The sequence below is a fragment of the Dactylosporangium sp. CA-052675 genome, assembly GCF_050947935.1.
Classification (GTDB): Bacteria; Actinomycetota; Actinomycetes; order Mycobacteriales; family Micromonosporaceae; genus Dactylosporangium.
The window spans coordinates 1,776,828-1,793,886 of the sequence record NZ_CP192010.1; the positions used below are offsets into that span (position 1 = coordinate 1,776,828).

Below are 17,059 nucleotides of genomic sequence, written 5' to 3' on the forward strand. Positions count from 1 at the left end.
ACGAACCCCGGCGCCGCCGCGACGAAGAACGAAACGGACCCCGGGCGCCGCGGCGGCGAAGCACCCAAACGGACCCCGGCGCCGCGGCGGCGAAGCACCCAAACGGACCCCGGCGCCGCGGCGGCGAAAGAACGAAACGGACCCAGCGCCGCGGCGACGAAAGAACGAAACGGGGCTAGGCCGCCGCGACGAAGACTCGCGAAGCCACCTCGCGCGGCAGGCGGATCCGCTCGCCCTCGCGGTCGATGGACACGCCGTCGCGCTCCTGGGCGACCGTGACCGTCGCGCCCGGGTCGATGCCCGCGGTGTGCAGCTGGCGCAGCACGTCGGCGTCCGTCTGGACCGACTCGCAGATGCGGCTCACGACGACGGAGCCGGCCAGGCCGGGGAAGGCCAGGTTGCGCTCCGGGTCGGCGTGCTCGCCGGGGGCCTCGCCCCGCAGGCCGTCCAGGCCGGGGATCGGGTTGCCGTAGGGCGAGCGCGTCGGGCGGCCGAGCAGCTCGTAGACCCGCTGCTCGACGGCGTCGCTCATCACGTGCTCCCAGCGGCACGCCTCCTCGTGGGCCTCCTCGTAGGGCAGGCCGATCACGTTGACGAGCAGCAGCTCGGCGAGGCGGTGCTTGCGCATGACGGCGACCGCGTGCTCACGGCCCTGGTCGGTGAGTGCCAGGTGGCGGTCGCCCTCGACGATGAGCAGGCCGTCACGCTCCATGCGGGCGACCGTCTGGCTCACGGTCGGGCCGCTCTGGTGCAGCCGCTCCGCGATGCGCGCACGCTTGGGGACGACACCCTCTTCTTCGAGCTCGAGGATCGTCTTCAAATACATCTCGGTGGTGTCGACTAGGTCGTTCACTGCCGTTGCCCTCCCGGTACGCGATGGTACTCGCTGCGTACGACAAGATTGGAGCGTGACAGCCAACCGGGCGATCTTGAACGTCGCCGCTCTCGCCGAGCTGGTGCGGTCCGCCCAACCGCCGACTCTTCTCGATGTGCGCTGGACCCTCGCGAAGGACGGCCGGGCCGCGTATGCGGCCGGCCATCTGCCTGGCGCGGTCTTCGTCGATCTCGACGAGGACCTCTGTGGGCCGCCGGGCGCCGGTGGGCGCCATCCGCTGCCCGATCCCGCCGCGCTGGAGGCCGCGCTGCGGAGACTTGGGGTCCGCGCCGAGCACCCGGTGGTGGTGTACGACGCAGGCGGGAGCAATCCTACCGGGGCCGCGGCGCGCGCCTGGTGGACGCTGCGCTGGGCGGGCATCGAGGACGTGCGGGTGCTCGACGGCGGTTACGCGGCGTGGACGAGTGCTGGGCTCCCTGTCACGACCGAGGTGCCGGAACCGGACGAAGGCGACGTAACGGTGACACCCGGAGGGATGGCGGTCTGGACCGAGGCCGAGGCGGGCGATCCGCGCAACACCTTGCTGGACGCCCGGGTCGGGCCGCGGTATCGCGGCGAGGTCGAGCCGGTGGATGCGGTCGCCGGGCACATCCCCGGCGCGATCAACCTGCCGGCCGGGGAGACCGTCGACGAGCACGGGCTGCTGCGGGCCATCGCCGCGCCGGCCGGGGCGGGCGTCTACTGCGGCTCCGGGGTCACCGCGGCGCAGCTGGTCCTCGCGCTGCACGAGCAGCGGCAGGAGGCGCCGCTCTACGTGGGATCGTGGAGCCACTGGATCACCGATCCCACGCGCCCCGTCGCGAAGGAGCACCCATGAGCACGCTGGTCGTGTGGGATGAGCGGCTGCTGCGGTACGACATGGGCGATCATCCCCTCGACCCCGTCCGGGTCGAGCTGACCATGGACCTCGCCCGCCGCCTCGGCGTGCTCGACCGCCCCGGCGTCGTGCTCGAGCGGGCGGAGCCGGCCACCGACGCCATGCTCGCCACCGTGCACGACCCCGACTACATCGCGGTGGTGAAGGCGGCCTCGACGGGCCGGCGGATCAACCTCATGGGTCTCGGTACCACCGACAACCCCACCTTCGCCGGCATGCACGACGCCAGCGCCCTGATCGCGGGGGCGACCCGGCGCGCGGCCGAGGCGGTGTGGACCGGCGAGGCCGAGCGCGCGGTCAGCGTCTCCGGCGGCCTGCACCACGCGATGCCGGACCGGGCCGCGGGCTTCTGCGTCTACAACGATCCCGCCGTCGCGATCAAGCGGGTGCTCGAGCTGGGGGCGGAGCGGGTGGCGTACGTCGACATCGACGTCCACCACGGCGACGGCGTGCAGGAGGTGTTCTGGAACGACCCGCGCGTGCTCACCGTCAGCCTGCACGAGTCGCCGCGCACGCTGTTCCCCGGCACCGGCTTCCCCGACGAGACCGGCGGCCCCGACGCGCCCGGCTCCGCCGTGAACGTGGCGCTGCCGCCCGGCACCGGCGACGGCGGGTGGCTGCGCGCCTTCCACGCCGTCGTGCCCGGGGTGCTGCGCGCGTTCCGGCCGCAGCTGCTTTTCACGCAGTGCGGCGCGGACACGTACCGCCACGACCCCCTCGCCAACCTCCGGCTCACCGTGGACGGGCAGCGGGCGGCGTACCTCGCGCTGCGCGACCTCGCCACCGAGGTCGCCGGCGGCCGGTGGGTCGCGAGCGGGGGCGGCGGCTACGCGCTGGTCGAGTGCGTGCCCCGGGCCTGGACCCACCTGCTCGCGGTGATGACCGGCGAGGCCCTCGACCCGGCGCTGGAGCTGCCCGCGGCGTGGCGCGAGCTCGCCGCGCGGCGCCGGCCCGGCCACCCGCTGCCGGAGACGATGACCGACGGCGGCGTCACGAGCTACGAGCCGTGGGTGCCGGGCGAGTCACCGGACGCGGTCGATCGCACGATCATGGCGACCCGGCGCACGGTGTACCCGTTCTTCGGCCTCGACCCGCACGACCCGCGTGACTAGGGCAGGGACTAGTGGCGGACCGCGGCCTCGAGCCGCGTCAGGCGCTGCTTGATGCGGTCCAGCTCGGCGAGCATCTCCGTCTCGGCGGCGGCGGAGGTGCCGTAGGACGTGTCCGGCGACGCGCTCGCCCGCAGCATGGCGAGCTCGTCCTGCAGCGCGATCAGCGTCTGCGCGACCACGTCGAGGAACTGGTCGACCTCGTCCTCGTCGTAGCCACGCTTGCCGAACGGCGCCTTGGCGAACCGCAGCGCCTGCACATCCGCCGGGGTCAGCATCATGGCAGACACGGTAACCCAGACGGGTGGAAACTATGCGGGTGAACGACGTTTCGGCCACGCGGGCCGCGGATGTGCTGCTCTCGGACGGGACCACCGTCCACTTGCGACCGATCCGGCCCGACGACGCGGAGCGGATCGTGGCGCTGCACTCGCGCTTCTCGGAGCGGACCCGATACCTGCGGTACTTCTCGGCCTACCCGCGCATCCCGCAGCGGGACCTGGACCGGTTCGTCAACGTCGACCACCACGACCGCGAGGCGTTCGTGGTCGAGCACTCGGGCGAGCTGATCGCGGTGGGCCGCTACGACCGCCTCGGCGCCGGCTCCCACCAGGCCGAGGTCGCCTTCGTGGTCGAGGACGCGCACCAGGGCCGGGGCATCGGCTCGGTGCTCATCGAGCACCTCGTCGCCGCGGCGGGCACCGAGGGCATCACCGAGTTCGAGGCCGACGTGCTGCCGGTGAACCAGGCGATGCTGCGCGTGTTCATGGCGGCCGGCTTCCACATCGAGCGCGAATTCGCCGACGGCGTCGTGCACCTGTGGTTCCCGATCAAGGCGACCCCCGACTCCCTGCGCGTGCAGCAGGCCCGCGAGCAGCGCGCCGAGGCCCGCTCGATCGCCCGGCTGCTCAACCCGCGCACCGTCGCGGTCTACGGGGCGCGCTCGGGCGGCTCGGGCATCGGCGCGGCCCTCCTGTCCCACCTCAAGGGCGCCGGCTTCACCGGAGCGCTGGTGCCGGTCCACCCGTCCGCGACGGTCGTCGGGGGCCTTCCCGCGAAACCGAGCCTCATCGGTACCGCCGATGCCGACCTCGCCGTGATCGCCGTACCCGTGGAGTCCGTGCCCGACGTGGTGGCCGACTGCGCCGCGGCCGGGGTCCACGGCCTGGTCATCGTCTCGGCCGGCTTCGCCGAGGCCGGCCCGGCCGGGGCGCAGGCCCAGGCCGCCCTGCTGCGGGCGGTGCGCGACCACGGGATGCGCCTGGTCGGGCCCAACTGCCTGGGGGTGGCGAACACCGATCCGGCGGTACGGCTCAACGCCACGCTCGCCCCCCTGCTGCCCCGGGCCGGGCGGGTCGGCTTCTTCAGCCAGTCCGCGGCGCTGGGCACGGCGCTGCTGGCCGAGGCCGACCGGCGCGGGCTGGGCCTGTCGACGTTCATCTCGGCCGGCAACCGGGCCGACGTCTCCGGCAACGACGCGTTGCAGTACTGGCGCGAGGACCCGCACACCGATGCCGTCCTGCTCTACCTGGAGACCTTCGGCAACCCGCGCAAGTTCGCCCGCATCGCCCGCGAGCTGGCCCGCCGCAAGCCGGTCGCGGCGGTGGCGAGCCCGGTGCGCCCGCCGGCCCTCGACGCGGTGACCGTCGGCCCCGACGCCCGCGGGGTGGCCGCGCTCTTCGCGAGCTCCGGCGTCATCCGCGTCGACACCGTCGGGGAGCTGTTCGACGTGGGCCTGCTCATCGCGGGGCGCCCGCTGCCGACCGGCGACCGCATCGCCGTGGTCACCAACGCGGCCGCGCTGGGCGTGCTCACGGTCGCGAAGGCGCCGGCCGCGGGGCTGCGCGTCGCCGAGGGGTACCCGCGCGACCTCGGCCCCGCCGTGAGCGACGTCGACTTCGTGCGGGCCGTGCACGCCGCCCTCGACGACGAGGGGGTGGACGCCGTCGTGGCCGCGTACGCCCCGGCGCTCGCCGAGCGCGACCAGCTCGGCGTGGCCGAGCTGCTGCGCGTGTCGACGGCCGGCGCGCCGCGCCCGCTCGCCGTAGTCATGCCGGCCGACCCGTCGTTCACGGTCGCGCCCGCGTACGGCGACGAGGACCCGCCCGCCCTGCCGATGTTCCCGGCGATCGAGGAGGCGGTGCGCGCCCTGGGCCGGGTCGCCCGCTACGCCGCGTGGCGCCGCGAGCCGATCGGCACGCTGCCCGACCTGCCCGGCGTCGACTCCGCGCGGGGCACCGACGTCGCGACCGCCCTCGCGCTGCGCGGCGCCGGCGACCGGGGCGAGGCCGACGAGCTGCTGGCCGCCTATGGCATCCCGGTCGTGCCGAGCCGATGGGCCTCCGGCGACCGGGTGCCCGACGTCGCGGTGGCGGTGGGCCTGCCGGTCGCTCTCAAGGTGGCGACGAGGCCCTGGCGGCACCGGATCGACCTGGGGGCGGTACGGCTGAATCTCACCTCCCCGGCCGCCGTCGCGGAGGCCTACGCCGAGCTCGAACGCCTCTTCGGCCGCGGGGTCGAGGTCGTCGTCCAGCCGATGGTCGCCCCCGGCGTCGCGTGCGTCGTGGAGGTCGTCGACGACCCGTCGTTCGGCCCGGTCGTGGGCTTCGGCCTCGGCGGCGAGGCGGCCGACCTGCTCGGCGACCGCGCGTGGCGCCCGGTCCCGTTGACCGACCGCGACGCGGCCGCCCTGGTCCGGGCCCCGCGGGCGGCGCCGCTGCTGACCGGCTACCGCGGCGCGGACCCGGTGGACCTGGACGCGCTGGCCGATCTGCTGGTGCGCGTCGGGCGCCTCGTGGACGAGCAGCCGGCCCTGTCGTCGCTGACCCTGAACCCGGTCCTGGCGCGCCCCTCGGGCCTGGCGGTGCTGCACGCGAGCGCCGAGTTCGCGCCGCACCAGCCCCGCCCCGACAGCGGCCCGCGCCGCCTCTGACACGGCGCAGGGCCGCCCCGGACGACCGGAGCGGCCCTGCGTAAAGCTGTGTTTCAGGACGCTACGCCGCTGTGTTCAGGACGCTACGCCGCTGTGTTCAGGAGGCGTACGCCTCGAGGCGCTTCGCGCGCGACGGGTGGCGCAGCTTCAGCAGCGTCACCTTCTCGATCTGGCGGATGCGCTCGCGGGACAGGCCGAACTCGCGGCCCACCTCGTCGAGGGTGCGCTGGCGGCCGTCGTCGAGGCCGAAGCGCAGCCGGATGACGGCCTGCTCGCGCTGCGACAGCGTCGAGAGCACGATCTCGACCTCGGAGCGCAGCATGCCCTGCGACACGCTGTCGCCCGGCTCCTCGCGCGGGTCGACGCGCGCCACGAAGTCGCCCAGGGCGCTCTCGCCGTCCTCGCCCACGGCCTGGTCCAGGCTCACCGGCTCGCGGTCGTAGGAGATCAGCTCGATGACCTGGTACTCCTCGACGCCCAGGGCCGCGGCGATCTCGGCCACGACGGGCTCGCGGCCCAGGGTGGCGGCGAGGTCCCGGCGGACCCGGACCATGCGGTTGACCTGCTCGACCATGTGCACCGGGATGCGGATGGTGCGGGCCTGGTCGGCCATGGCGCGGGTGATGGCCTGGCGGATCCACCAGGTGGCGTAGGTGGAGAACTTGTAGCCCTTGGTGTAGTCGAACTTCTCGACGGCGCGGATGAGGCCGAGGTTGCCCTCCTGGATGAGGTCCAGGAAGGCCATGCCGCGGCCGGTGTACCGCTTGGCGATGCTCACGACCAGGCGCAGGTTGGCCTCGAGCAGGTGGGCCTTGGCGGCGCGCCCCTCGCGGACCACGACCTCGTAGGTGTTCATCCACGCCGGGTGGACCATGCCGCTCGTGAGCTTCTCCTCGGCGTACAGGCCGGCCTCGATCTTCTTGGAGAGATCGACCTCCTGCTCGGCGGTGAGGAGCTTGGTGCGGCCGATCGTGTTGAGGTACGCGCGAACCAGATCCGCTGAGACGCCCGTGTTGTCGAGCGCGTGCTCCTGCTCGTGCTGTTCGTCGGCCTCAACGTCGACGGCGTTGAACTCCGTGTTCTCACTCAGCGGCTGGGCCACTTCGCTCGCCTCCCGTGTGGATTGACAAGTGGCGCGATCATTCCTGCGAGAAGTAGCTTCGCTGAGCGGGCGTGAAGTGACGGTGAGGCGGCGCAGCCGTGGCACGAATCCGTGAGTCTCAGACCTCCAGCAACACGGTCCGCGGTCCGACGTTCACGCTTTCGACGAGCATGTGCGTGCGGAATCGACCGGTTTCCACGGTTGCGCCCCGGTTTCGCAGGGCGGCGCAGAACGCCTCGATGAGCGGCTCGGCGGCCTCCGGGCGGGCCGCGGCGATCCAGGTCGGGCGCCGGCCCTTGCGCGCGTCGCCGTACAGGGTGAACTGCGAGACGACGAGCAGCGGCGCGCCGGTGTCGGCCGCGGACTTCTCGTCGTCGAGGATGCGCAGCTCGTGCACCTTGCGGGCCAGCGTCTCGGAGATGCCGGACGTGTCGGCATGGGTCACGCCGACGAGCACCAGCAACCCGTCGGTGATCGAGCCGACGACCGTGTCCCCGACGGTGACGCTCGCCCGGCTGACGGTCTGGACTAGGGCGCGCACGGCAGCAGGACCCCCCGCTCGACCAGGTGCGACACCAGGGGTACCGCCACGTCGGCGAGCACCTCGGCCGGTACGCCGTGGGCCGCCGCGAGCAGGTCGACCTGAGCCTGCAGGGTCACCGACCCGTCGCACGCGCCCACGAGGGTCAGCGCGACCGGGTCCACCTCCTCGACCCACCGCAGCCCGTCGGGCAGGGCGAGCAGCTGCTGCCCGACCTCCCAGCCCTCGGCCCCGAGCGTGGCCTCCTGGCGCAGCGTCAGCCCGGGCGCGGCGACGAGGCGGCTGCGCAGCAGGTCGGCGTGGCGCAGGAAGTCCTGGCGGTCGAACCACTCGCCGATGAGCGGGCCGAGGTCGCCGCCGACGGTGTGCCGGAGGTCCTCGATGCGCACGGTCGGGTCGTCGTGCCCGCCGGCGCGCAGGGTGACCAGGCCGAAGCCGACCGCGTCGACGCGCTGGGCGTCGAACCAGTCGAGCCAGGCCGCGGCCAGGGCGGGCTGCCGCGACGGGTCCTCGGAGGCGTCGGCGAGCCACAGGTTGACGTACGCCAGCGGATCCGACACCTCGCGCTGGATGACCCAGGCGTCCAGCCCGGTGCCGGCCAGCCAGTCGTTGACCCGATCGGTCCAGTCCTCGCCCGCGACGTGCAGCCAGTTGGCCAGGAACTGCATGTGCCCGCCTTCGGCGAGCAGGCCCGGGGCCGCGGCGACGAGCTCGGCGCAGACGGCGTCGCCGGGGCGGCCGGAGTCGCGGTAGGTGTGCGCGGTGCTCCCGGGGCCGGCCACGAACGGCGGGTTGCTGACCACGAGGTCGAAGCGGCGCCCGGCGACCGGGCGGGTGAGGTCGCCCTCGAGCAGCTCCCACTCCAGGCCGTTGAGGGCCGCGGTGGTGGCCGCGAAGCGCAGGGCCCGCGGCAGCACGTCGGTCGCGGTGACCCGGCTCGCGTGGGTCGACAGGTGCAGCGCCTGCACCCCGCAGCCGGTGCCGAGGTCGAGCGCGGTGCCGACCGGGCGGCGCAGGGTGGCGGCGGCCAGGGTGCTCGACGCGCCGCCGATGCCGAGCACGTGGTCGCCGGGCAGCGGGCGGCCGGGGCGCATGCCGGCGGAGAGGTCGGCGACGACCCACCAGTCGCCGTACGGCTCCAGCTCCAGCGCGGCCCGCACGCCGTCCGGCTCGGCCGACAGCAGCGGGGCGGCCGACTCCAGCGGCAGCGGGGCGAGTGCGGCCGCGACGCGGTCGAGCGGCTCGGTCTGGCCGCAGATGAACAGCCGGATCAGGGTGTCGAGCCGGCCCCCGGCCTCGGTGACGCGCAGCGCGGCCCGGAAGTCGTTGCGCGCGCACGCGGCCGAGGCGTCCTCGCCGAGATGCCCGCGAATGCCGTCGGAGGTGTACCCGGCCGAGCCGAGCGCCTCGCGCAGCTGTGCCATGGCGGTGTTGTCCAGCAGAGCGTCCACCCTGCCATCCTGGTATGTCAGCGTTGATCGATGCCTATGCAGGCCACGACTCGCGACGCGTCCTCGGTGAGGAACAGCTGGAAATGGGTCGGCGGGTTCTCGATCTTCGCCTCGCCGACCCGCAGCGGCCTGTCGCCCGAGGTCTGCAGCACGCCGATGGCCTCGGCGCTGCCGAGCATCGGGTTGCCGATCCGCTCCATGTGCTGGGCCCGCCGGGAGTAGCTGCGCGCGAGCTGGTCGGCGGGCAGGGTGTGATCCCACACCACGTATTCGGCGCCGGCTCGGATCGCGGCGCGGCACGCCTCGAAAGCCGCCCCCGGCTCCTCGGCGAGGAGCCGGAGCAGTGCTTCACGCTCCATGAGCAATATGACCATAAAGCAGGGAATTTGACCAGGTTCTTAGCCGCAGTTCTTGAGCGTTTGACGGATCTCGGCCGGGGCCTTGTCGCACGCGTTCTTGGCGCCGGCCGCGACCGCGACCCACATCGCCTTGGCGTCGTCGAAGTGGAACAGGACCGTCGCGCGGTCGCCCTCGGTGCGGGCGGTGGCGTACTGCTGCACGCAGCTGACGTCCGTGAGCCCCTTGCCGAGCTGCACGGCCGCGGCGAGCGCCGGGTCGGCGGCGAGGGCCTTCTCCAGCGCCGGCGCGTCGACGGGGCATCCGTTCGGCGCGCTGACGCCGGGCTTGAGCGGCGCGGGGCCGGTCTGCGGCAGCAGGGAGGTCTGGTCCGGGGTGGGCAGGGCGGGGGACTGCGACTGGTCCGACCCGCCGGAGCAGGCCGCAAGGGTGACGGCCGCTCCGGCGAAGACAGCGAGGAGTGTGTATCTCACCCCGGCAATTTACGACACTCGATCGGGTTAGTTCTGGCAACCCTTGAGGTGTGTCGCGACGTCCTCGGGCACCGTGTCCCGGCAGACCCCGTCGGTGCCGCCGGACAGCGCGGCCCAGGTCTTCTTCCCGGCGTCGTACTTGAACAGCACGACGGCCGCCTCCAGGTTCGCCGGCTGCGCGGAGGCGGTGGCCCAGCCCCCGTAGCAGCTGACGTCCTTGAGCCCCTTGCCCAGCACCACGGCGCCGGCCACCTCGGCGTTGGCCTTGAACGCCTTCTCCAGCGTGGCGGCCGTGACCGGGCAGCCGGAGGCCGCGCCGCTCGCGCCGGCCGCCGGGGCCTTGCTGCTCGCCGCGGCGCTCGGGGGCGCCGACGCGTTCGTCGGCACCACGGGCGCGTTCGAGGCGGGCGGGGCCGCGGACTCGGCGGCGTCGCCGCCGGAACAGCCGGCCAGCCCGGCCGCCGCGAGCATCAGGACCGGCAATGCGAATCGAATATGCACACGCGGCATGGTGGGGCCTGGCCGCCCGCCTCCGCGCGTCGGCTTTACGACACCCGGGCGAGGAAACGCTCGAGTACCTCGACGACCAGCGCGTGGTCGTCCGCCTGGGGCAGCCCGGAGACGGTCACGACGCCGACGACGCCCACATTGCGGACACGGACGGGGAAGGCGCCGCCGTGGGTGGCGTAGTCCGCGGGGTCGACCCCGTAGGCGGCGTCGAACGTCTTGTCCCGGGCCGCGAGGCGGCGCCCCACGAGGTAGGAGGAGGCGTGCAGCCGCTCCACCACCCGGATCTTGCGCTCGATCCACCGGTCGTTGTCCGGCGCGGTGCCGGGCAGGGCGGCGTGGAAGAGCTGCTGGCCGCCGCGGCGGATGTCGATCGTGATGCCGAGCGAGCGCTCCTTGGCCGTCTCCACCAGCAGGCAGCCGAGCGCCCAGGCGTCGTCGTTGTCGAACCGGTCGAACAGCAGCCGGGCCTCCTGGGCCTCCAGCTCCTTGATCAAGTCTTCCATGGGGACCGAGCCTAAGCCCCCGGCGTGAACGAGGTGAACGTCGCCAGGACGGTGTCGTCGGGGGCGAGGGCGTCGAGCCCAGGGCCCGGGCGTGAACGAGGTGAACGTCGCCAGGGACGGTGCGGTCGGGGGCGAGGGTGTCGAGCCTAGGTCTCGGGCGTGAACGAGGTGAACGTCGCCAGGACGGCGCCGTCGGGGGCGAGGGCGTCGAGCCGGCCGTGGGCCAGGCTGGCGCTGCGGAACGAGAAGGCCCGCGCCCCCGCCGCCGAGGTCAGCAGCGGGATCGTGCGGGGCGCGCCGCCCGGGGCCGAGGACCAGCGCAGCGCGGCCACCCCGCCGGCCACGACGCCGTTGACGCGGGTCTTGGTCTTCTCGCGGCGGACCTGGAAGTCGACGGGGCGGCCGAGGCGGGCGCCGGCCGGGGTGTAGTAGAAGTACCGCGGGTTGGCGAGGTCGGCCGCGGTGTACGCCTTGAACGTCGGGTCCGCCCCGGCCGGCAGCGGCGTCAGGGCCAGCACCACCAGCCCGGCCGCCACCGCGGCCACCGGCCGCGGCCAGGCCCGCCGCCGCACGGTGACCACGGCGCCGCCGAAGCCCGCGAGGCAGACGGTCACGACGCCGAGACTGCGGGCGTTCTCGAGCAGGAACTGCCATCCGGTGTACGGCGAGAGCCCCCGCAGCACCACGCCCAGCGACAGCGTCATGACGAGCAGGAGCACGACCCCGGCCGCCCGCCGCCAGGCGCCCTCGGCCGCCACGAGCAGCATCGCCGCGAGCACCGTCCACACCTGGTGGTGCGTCCACGACACCGGCGAGGCCGCGACCGTCGCGCAGCCGACGAGCACCGCCGCGCGCACCCGCTCCCCGTGCGCGTCCAGCGTCCGCGCCCGCCACAGCGCCGCGGCGCCCACGGCGGCGATGAGCACGGCCCAGACCAGCGGCAGCGTGGCGGGGGAGAGGCCGGCCCGCATGAGCATGCCCTGCACCGACTGGTTGCCCAGCGACGCGAGGTCGCCGATGCGCGACGTCTGCAGCATCGTGCCGGTCCAGTAGCGCAGGCTGTCGCCCGGGAGCAGCAGGGCGCCGAGGGCCGCGGCCGCCGCGAACGCGCCCAGCGCCCGGGCGGCGTCCCGCCACCGGCCGGTCACGAGGAAGTACACGACGAAGAGCAGCGGGGTGAGCTTGATCGCGGCGGCGAGGCCGACGAGCACCCCGCGGTACCGCCGCGGCACCAGACCCATGGCGTCGACCAGCGCCAGCAGCACGATGAAGATGCTCACCTGACCGAAGCGCAGGTTGCTCTGCACGGGCGCGGACACGAGCAGGCCACAGGCGATGGCCGCCACGGCGAGGCGGGACGCGGACAGCCCCCGGCCGACCGCCACGGCCAGGGCGACGACGGCCGCGCAGGTCAGGGCCGGCCAGGCGACCTGCAGGGCGGTCTCGGGCAGCAGCGTGAGGGGCCGGAACAGCAGCACCGCGAACGGCGGGTAGGTGAACGGGCCACCGTTCTGCGCGACGTAGTCGTAGAGCGGCCGGCCCTCGCCCACCGCCTGGGCCGCGCCGTAGTAGATGTGCAGGTCGGAGAGGCGCTGGCCGGCGGGGCGCAGCCAGACGAGCGCGGCCGAGACGACCGCGGCGATCCCGAACACCGACCAGAGGCCGGCCACCCCGCGCTGCGACATCGGCCCAGGGTAGGAACGCCTGTCCAGACGGGGCCGCAGACCGGGCCCCAGACCGGGCCCCAGACCGGGCCCCAGACCGGGCCCCAGACCGGGCCCCAGACCGGGGTCCAGATGGGGCCTAGCCGATCCAGCCGACGAACGTGCCCTTCGAGGCGCGCGGGGCGGGCGCCGGCCCGGGGTCGCCGGCGACGACCGCGGACAGGGTGCGGGTCAGCCACGCGTTGACCGACAGGCCATCGCGCGCGGCCGCCTCCTCGATGCGCTGCTTGAGCTGCTCCGGCGGGCGGAAGTTGATCCGGCCCACGGGGCCCTCCGGCGACGGCTCGGGCGCGCTCGCGGGCGCCGGCGGCGGCGCGGGCTCACCGTCCGGGGCGGTGACCACGAAGTACGGGTTGCGGTCGCGCACCCGCACCTCGACGGAGCCGGGGGCCAGGTCGCGGGTGATCTCGTCGGCCGCGTCCGACAGCACGTCGAACATGGCCAGCCGGGTCGCCGAGGCCACCGCGGCGGCGAGCCGCTCGGCCAGCGCGGCCTCCTCGGGACCCGCGGCCGCGAGCAGCTCGGCGCGCAGGCCGTCGACGTAGCGGGTCAGGTCCATGCCCGCCAGTATCGCGCAACTATGGCAAATTCCATGGCGCCATCGGCGCCAGACCGGCCCGGGCACGGCAGGATGGGCAGTGGCACCCCCAGGCCATCCACGGGAGACGCACATGATCCAGTTGCTGGCGCCCGACGGGACGCTGCGGTCGGACCCCGAAGCACCGCTCGACGTGACCCCCCAGCTCTGCCGCGACCTGCTGCGGGACATGGTGCTGGCGCGCCGGTTCGACGAGGAGGCGCACGCGCTGCAGCGCCAGGGCGAGCTCGGGCTGTGGCTCATGGCGCTCGGTCAGGAGGCGGCCCAGGTCGGCTCGGTGCGGGCCCTCGACCCGGCCGACTACGTGTTCCCCAGCTACCGCGAGCAGGCCGCCGCCCGCTGCCGCGGCATCACCCCGGCCGAGCTGATGGCCCAGTGGCGCGGGGTGGCGCACTCGGGATGGGACCCGCGGCGGTACCGCTTCCACATCTACAGCCTCGTCCTGGGCACGCAGGCGCTGCACGCGACGGGGTACGCGGCCGGCGTACGGATGGACGGCTCCGACGAGGTGGTGCTCGCGTACTTCGGCGACGGCGCCAGCAGCCAGGGCGACGTGAACGAGGCGCTGAACTGGTCGGCGGTCGTGAACGCCCCGATCGTGTTCTTCTGCCAGAACAACCAGTGGGCGATCTCCACCGCGGTCGGCCGCCAGATGGGCGCCCCGCTGCACCGGCGGGCGGTCGGCTTCGGCCTCGAGTCGTTCCACGTCGACGGCAACGACGTGCTCGCGGTGCACGCGGTGACCGCCCGGGCCGCCGAGTCGGTGCGCCGCGGCGGGCCGCCGGTGCTCATCGAGGCGATGACGTACCGCATGGCCGGCCACAGCACCTCCGACGACCCGCGCCGGTACCGCTCCGACGCCGAGGTGCAGCTGTGGCGCCGGCGGGACCCGATCGCCCGCCTCGAACGGCTCGTGCGCGAGCGCGGCTGGGCCGGCGACGACTGGTTCGCGGCCCTGGCCGCGGAGTCCGACGCGCTCGCCGCCGAGACCCGCGAGGCCTGCCTGTCGATGCCGGAGCCGCACGTCGGGGACATGTTCGCGCACGTGCTGCACGAGGAGATCGCGCTGGTGCGGGCCCAGCGCGAGTGGATGGACGCCTACCGGAGAACCTTGGCGCCATGATGCCTTGAAATGGCGCCATAGATGGTGCCATAGTGATGCCATGACTGACTCGGGCATCACGGTCTCCGGGCTGCGCAAGTCCTACGGCGATCGGGTCGTCCTCGACGGCATCGACCTCGCCGTCCCGGCCGGCGCCATCTTCGCGCTGCTCGGCCCCAACGGCGCCGGCAAGACCACGATGGTGCACATCCTGGCCACGCTGATCCCGCCGGACGCGGGTGGCGCCACCGTGGCCGGGCACGACCTGCTCACCGAGGCCGCGAAGGTGCGGGCCGCGATCGGCGTCACCGGCCAGTTCTCCGCCGTGGACAACCTGCTCACCGGCGAGGAGAACCTGCGGCTCGTGGCCGACCTGCTGCACCTGCCGCGGCGGGCCGGCCGGCGGCGCGCGGCGCAGCTGCTGGAGCGCTTCGAGCTCACCGAGGCGGCCCGGCGCACGCCGCTGACGTACTCCGGCGGCATGAAGCGCCGCCTCGACCTCGCCATGACGCTGGTCGGCGAGCCGCGCGTGATCTTCCTGGACGAGCCGACGACCGGCCTGGACCCGCGCAGCCGCCGCACCGTGTGGGAGCTGGTGCGCGAGCTCGCGGCGGGCGGGGTGACGATCTTCCTGACCACGCAGTACCTGGACGAGGCCGACCAGCTCGCCGGGCGCGTCGCCGTGCTCGACCGGGGCCGGATCGTCGCCGAGGGCCGCCCCGACGAGCTCAAGCGCCGCGTCCCCGGCGCGCACGTCCGGCTCGGCTTCACCGCCCCGGAGCCGCTCGCCGCCGCGGCCGCCCTGCTGCCCGCGGCGACCCCGGACCAGGAGGCGCTCGCGCTGCGGGTGCCGGGGGACGGTACCGCCGCGGACCTGCGCGCCCTGCTGGGCCGCCTCGAGTCCGGCGGGGTCGAGCCCGACACGCTGAGCGTGCACACCCCGGACCTGGACGACGTGTTCCTCGCCCTGACCGGTCACGCCGCCGCGAAGGAGCCGGTGCGATGCGCGACGCCCTGACCATGCTGCGGCGCGACCTGCTGCACAACCGCCGCAACCCGTCCACCATGTTCGGCGCCCTGGTCGCCCCGATCCTGATGCTGCTCATGTTCGTCTACATCTTCGGCGCCGCCACCGACCTCGGCCAGGACTACCTCGGCTACGTGGTGCCGGGCATCCTCGTGCTCTGCATCGGCTACAGCGTCGGGCAGACCGCCGTCGCCGTGGCCACGGACATGCACGAGGGCATCATCAACCGGTTCCGCACGATGGGCATCTCCCGCGCGGCGGTGCTGACCGGCCGCGTCCTGGGCACAGTGCTGCGCACGCTGCTGTGCGTGGCGATCATCCTCGGCCTGACCGTGCTGCTGGGCTACCGCCCGCACGCCGGGCTCACCGGCTGGCTGCTCGTGGCCCTGATCGTGGCCCTGGCCGCGTTCGCCGCGGCCTGGCTGACCACGGCGATGGGCCTGTCCGCGCGCACCGCGGTGGCCGCGAGCTACGCGGCCCTGCCGGTGACCCTGCTGCCGATCCTGAGCAGCGCGTTCTCGCCCACGGCGCGGATGTCGCCGGGCGTGCGGGCCTTCACGGAGCACCAGCCGTACACGCCGATCATCGAGACGCTGCGGGGCGCGCTGGACGGCACCCCGATCGGCGGGTCCCTCTGGTGGGCGATCGGCTGGTCGGTGGCGATGGCCCTGGCCGGATACCTGTGGGCCCGGGCGCGCTTCACGCGTCCACCCACCCCGCGGTGAGGCAGGATGTGCGCATGGCCATCACGCTGCCGATCGACGACGCCGCGAACGAGTACCTCACCCGCAGCCCCCTCGCGCTGCTGGTCGGCATGACGCTCGACCAGCAGATCCCGCTCGAGAAGGCGTTCTCCTCGCCGTACGTGCTCGCCCAGCGCCTCGGGCACGAGCCCACCGCGCACGAACTGGCCGAGTTCGACCCCGAGGCGCTGATCGCGATCTTCGCCACGCCGCCGGCGCTGCACCGCTTCCCCAAGGCGATGGCCGCGCGGGTGCAGGAGGTGTGCCGCGCGCTCGCCGAGCGCTACGACGGCGACCCGGCCGGGTTGTGGGACGGCGTCGCGGACGGCGGGGAGCTGCTGCGCCGGGTGCAGGGGCTGCCCGGGTTCGGCAAGCAGAAGGCGCAGATCTTCGTGGCGCTGCTCGGCAAGCAGTACGGCGTGGAGCCCGACGGCTGGCGCGCGGCCGCGGGCGGGTACGGCGAGGAGGGCTCGCACCGCTCCGTCGCCGACATCGTGGACGGGCCGTCGCTGGCGAAGGTGCGCGAGTACAAGAAGCAGGTCAAGGCCGAGGCGAAGGCGGCCAAAGGGAACTAGGCAGATGTAGCGCGGCAACGGATGCGGATGGGGCCGACCGGCCGTAAGGTGCATCCGTGCTCAAGGGATTCCGGGACTTCATCTCTCGTGGCAACGTCATCGAGCTGGCCGTGGCCGTCGTCATCGGCGCCGCGTTCAACAACGTCGTCACCGCGTTCACGGACGGCTTCCTCAAGCCGCTGATCAGCCTGACCGGCGGCATCGGCGTCGACGACAGGCAGGGCCTGAAGATCGGTGAGCAGGTGCTCGCCTGGCCCAGCTTCGTCAACGCGGTCATCACGTTCCTGCTGACCGCCGCCACCGTGTACTTCCTGGTCGTACTGCCCATGAACAAGCTCGCCGAGCGGCGCAAGCGGGGCCTCGCGCCCGAGCCCGCGGCGCCCAGCGACGAGATCCGGCTCCTCACCGAGATCCGCGACCTGCTGGCCACCGGCACCACCGAGCGCGACCAGGCCACGGTCGGCGGCGCGGTGAGCCCCGGCGCGCCGGTCAAGCCCACCGACATCTGATGCGACGTCTGCCACACGTACGTGGCAGACT

At 73.9% G+C, this 17,059-nt stretch carries 19 protein-coding genes; 8 read left to right on the plus strand and 11 right to left on the minus strand.

Annotated features, from left to right (window positions below):
* Nucleotides 1-175: 175 nt before the first annotated feature.
* Nucleotides 176-826, minus strand: a complete 651-nt coding sequence (locus tag ACQP1P_RS07950; protein ID WP_433089904.1) for a metal-dependent transcriptional regulator — start codon at nucleotides 824-826, stop codon at nucleotides 176-178.
* 82 nt (nucleotides 827-908) lie between these two features.
* On the opposite strand from ACQP1P_RS07950, the gene ACQP1P_RS07955 reads away from it, so the two are divergent.
* Both ACQP1P_RS07955 and ACQP1P_RS07960 read left to right on the plus strand, forming a co-directional pair.
* On the plus strand, nucleotides 909-1,712 hold the full coding sequence (locus tag ACQP1P_RS07955) for a sulfurtransferase (RefSeq protein WP_433084543.1): 804 nt from the start codon (nucleotides 909-911) through the stop codon (nucleotides 1,710-1,712).
* Nucleotides 1,709-2,884 (plus strand): acetoin utilization protein AcuC, encoded by a 1,176-nt coding sequence (locus tag ACQP1P_RS07960; RefSeq protein ID WP_433084545.1) that lies wholly within the window; start codon nucleotides 1,709-1,711, stop codon nucleotides 2,882-2,884. Before ACQP1P_RS07955 ends, ACQP1P_RS07960 begins: the two co-directional genes overlap by 4 nt.
* Nucleotides 2,885-2,892: 8 nt before the next feature.
* Here the strand turns inward: ACQP1P_RS07960 and ACQP1P_RS07965 are convergent, their stop codons facing one another.
* Nucleotides 2,893-3,162, minus strand: coding sequence for a DivIVA domain-containing protein (locus ACQP1P_RS07965; RefSeq protein ID WP_433084547.1), 270 nt, complete (start codon nucleotides 3,160-3,162; stop codon nucleotides 2,893-2,895).
* Between the two features lie 38 nt (nucleotides 3,163-3,200).
* Between ACQP1P_RS07965 and ACQP1P_RS07970 the strand changes: the two genes are divergently transcribed.
* On the plus strand, nucleotides 3,201-5,813 hold the full coding sequence (locus tag ACQP1P_RS07970; RefSeq protein WP_433084549.1) for a GNAT family N-acetyltransferase: 2,613 nt from the start codon (nucleotides 3,201-3,203) through the stop codon (nucleotides 5,811-5,813).
* Between the two features lie 97 nt (nucleotides 5,814-5,910).
* Here the strand turns inward: ACQP1P_RS07970 and sigB are convergent, their stop codons facing one another.
* From sigB to ACQP1P_RS08015, 9 genes are all read right to left on the minus strand, one after another.
* A complete protein-coding gene (gene sigB / locus ACQP1P_RS07975; protein WP_433084551.1) occupies nucleotides 5,911-6,915 on the minus strand; it encodes an RNA polymerase sigma factor SigB in 1,005 nt (334 codons plus the stop codon).
* Between the two features lie 118 nt (nucleotides 6,916-7,033).
* On the minus strand, nucleotides 7,034-7,456 hold the full coding sequence (gene dtd, locus ACQP1P_RS07980; RefSeq protein ID WP_433084553.1) for a D-aminoacyl-tRNA deacylase: 423 nt from the start codon (nucleotides 7,454-7,456) through the stop codon (nucleotides 7,034-7,036).
* The gene (locus tag ACQP1P_RS07985; RefSeq protein WP_433089906.1) at nucleotides 7,444-8,880 is read right to left on the minus strand and encodes a DUF7059 domain-containing protein; all 1,437 of its coding nucleotides are present in this window, start codon (nucleotides 8,878-8,880) and stop codon (nucleotides 7,444-7,446) included. The genes dtd and ACQP1P_RS07985 overlap by 13 nt, the downstream gene beginning before the upstream one ends.
* Before the next feature lie 44 nt (nucleotides 8,881-8,924).
* On the minus strand, nucleotides 8,925-9,266 hold the full coding sequence (locus ACQP1P_RS07990; protein WP_433084555.1) for a hypothetical protein: 342 nt from the start codon (nucleotides 9,264-9,266) through the stop codon (nucleotides 8,925-8,927).
* 39 nt (nucleotides 9,267-9,305) lie between these two features.
* The gene (locus ACQP1P_RS07995) at nucleotides 9,306-9,737 is read right to left on the minus strand and encodes a hypothetical protein (protein WP_433084557.1); all 432 of its coding nucleotides are present in this window, start codon (nucleotides 9,735-9,737) and stop codon (nucleotides 9,306-9,308) included.
* A 27-nt stretch (nucleotides 9,738-9,764) separates the two neighbouring features.
* A complete protein-coding gene (locus tag ACQP1P_RS08000; protein ID WP_433084559.1) occupies nucleotides 9,765-10,238 on the minus strand; it encodes a hypothetical protein in 474 nt (157 codons plus the stop codon).
* A 44-nt stretch (nucleotides 10,239-10,282) separates the two neighbouring features.
* Complete coding sequence (locus tag ACQP1P_RS08005) at nucleotides 10,283-10,750, minus strand: heme-degrading domain-containing protein (protein ID WP_433084561.1); 468 nt, start codon at nucleotides 10,748-10,750, stop codon at nucleotides 10,283-10,285.
* A 146-nt stretch (nucleotides 10,751-10,896) separates the two neighbouring features.
* Nucleotides 10,897-12,435: a glycosyltransferase 87 family protein gene (locus ACQP1P_RS08010; protein WP_433084563.1), complete on the minus strand. Its 1,539-nt coding sequence runs from the start codon at nucleotides 12,433-12,435 to the stop codon at nucleotides 10,897-10,899.
* 118 nt (nucleotides 12,436-12,553) lie between these two features.
* Nucleotides 12,554-13,033: a toxin-antitoxin system HicB family antitoxin gene (locus ACQP1P_RS08015; RefSeq protein ID WP_433084565.1), complete on the minus strand. Its 480-nt coding sequence runs from the start codon at nucleotides 13,031-13,033 to the stop codon at nucleotides 12,554-12,556.
* 112 nt (nucleotides 13,034-13,145) lie between these two features.
* Between ACQP1P_RS08015 and ACQP1P_RS08020 the strand changes: the two genes are divergently transcribed.
* From ACQP1P_RS08020 to mscL, 5 genes are read left to right on the plus strand one after another with little or no spacing between them, the layout of a single operon-like run.
* Nucleotides 13,146-14,195, plus strand: a complete 1,050-nt coding sequence (locus ACQP1P_RS08020; RefSeq protein ID WP_433084567.1) for a thiamine pyrophosphate-dependent dehydrogenase E1 component subunit alpha — start codon at nucleotides 13,146-13,148, stop codon at nucleotides 14,193-14,195.
* 40 nt (nucleotides 14,196-14,235) lie between these two features.
* On the plus strand, nucleotides 14,236-15,192 hold the full coding sequence (locus ACQP1P_RS08025) for an ATP-binding cassette domain-containing protein (RefSeq protein WP_433084569.1): 957 nt from the start codon (nucleotides 14,236-14,238) through the stop codon (nucleotides 15,190-15,192).
* Nucleotides 15,177-15,926: an ABC transporter permease gene (locus ACQP1P_RS08030; RefSeq protein WP_433084571.1), complete on the plus strand. Its 750-nt coding sequence runs from the start codon at nucleotides 15,177-15,179 to the stop codon at nucleotides 15,924-15,926. The genes ACQP1P_RS08025 and ACQP1P_RS08030 overlap by 16 nt, the downstream gene beginning before the upstream one ends.
* A 14-nt stretch (nucleotides 15,927-15,940) precedes the next feature.
* Nucleotides 15,941-16,519, plus strand: a complete 579-nt coding sequence (locus tag ACQP1P_RS08035; RefSeq protein WP_433084573.1) for an HhH-GPD-type base excision DNA repair protein — start codon at nucleotides 15,941-15,943, stop codon at nucleotides 16,517-16,519.
* A gap of 56 nt (nucleotides 16,520-16,575) precedes the next feature.
* Nucleotides 16,576-17,028 (plus strand): large conductance mechanosensitive channel protein MscL, encoded by a 453-nt coding sequence (gene mscL, locus ACQP1P_RS08040; protein ID WP_433084575.1) that lies wholly within the window; start codon nucleotides 16,576-16,578, stop codon nucleotides 17,026-17,028.
* Nucleotides 17,029-17,059: the final 31 nt, after the last annotated feature.

What these genes read in the sequence shown, in the direction of transcription:
- ACQP1P_RS07950 (WP_433089904.1), bottom strand. Translation starts at nt 826, where the DNA reads ATGTATTTGAAGACGATCCTCGAGCTCGAAGAAGAGGGTGTCGTCCCC.
- ACQP1P_RS07960 (WP_433084545.1), top strand. Translation starts at nt 1,709, where the DNA reads ATGAGCACGCTGGTCGTGTGGGATGAGCGGCTGCTGCGGTACGACATG.
- ACQP1P_RS07965 (WP_433084547.1), bottom strand. Translation starts at nt 3,162, where the DNA reads ATGATGCTGACCCCGGCGGATGTGCAGGCGCTGCGGTTCGCCAAGGCG.
- ACQP1P_RS07985 (WP_433089906.1), bottom strand. Translation starts at nt 8,880, where the DNA reads ATGGCACAGCTGCGCGAGGCGCTCGGCTCGGCCGGGTACACCTCCGAC.
- ACQP1P_RS07990 (WP_433084555.1), bottom strand. Translation starts at nt 9,266, where the DNA reads ATGGAGCGTGAAGCACTGCTCCGGCTCCTCGCCGAGGAGCCGGGGGCG.
- ACQP1P_RS08005 (WP_433084561.1), bottom strand. Translation starts at nt 10,750, where the DNA reads ATGGAAGACTTGATCAAGGAGCTGGAGGCCCAGGAGGCCCGGCTGCTG.
- ACQP1P_RS08010 (WP_433084563.1), bottom strand. Translation starts at nt 12,435, where the DNA reads ATGTCGCAGCGCGGGGTGGCCGGCCTCTGGTCGGTGTTCGGGATCGCC.
- ACQP1P_RS08015 (WP_433084565.1), bottom strand. Translation starts at nt 13,033, where the DNA reads ATGGACCTGACCCGCTACGTCGACGGCCTGCGCGCCGAGCTGCTCGCG.
- ACQP1P_RS08020 (WP_433084567.1), top strand. Translation starts at nt 13,146, where the DNA reads ATGATCCAGTTGCTGGCGCCCGACGGGACGCTGCGGTCGGACCCCGAA.
- ACQP1P_RS08025 (WP_433084569.1), top strand. Translation starts at nt 14,236, where the DNA reads ATGACTGACTCGGGCATCACGGTCTCCGGGCTGCGCAAGTCCTACGGC.
- ACQP1P_RS08030 (WP_433084571.1), top strand. Translation starts at nt 15,177, where the DNA reads ATGCGCGACGCCCTGACCATGCTGCGGCGCGACCTGCTGCACAACCGC.
- ACQP1P_RS08035 (WP_433084573.1), top strand. Translation starts at nt 15,941, where the DNA reads ATGGCCATCACGCTGCCGATCGACGACGCCGCGAACGAGTACCTCACC.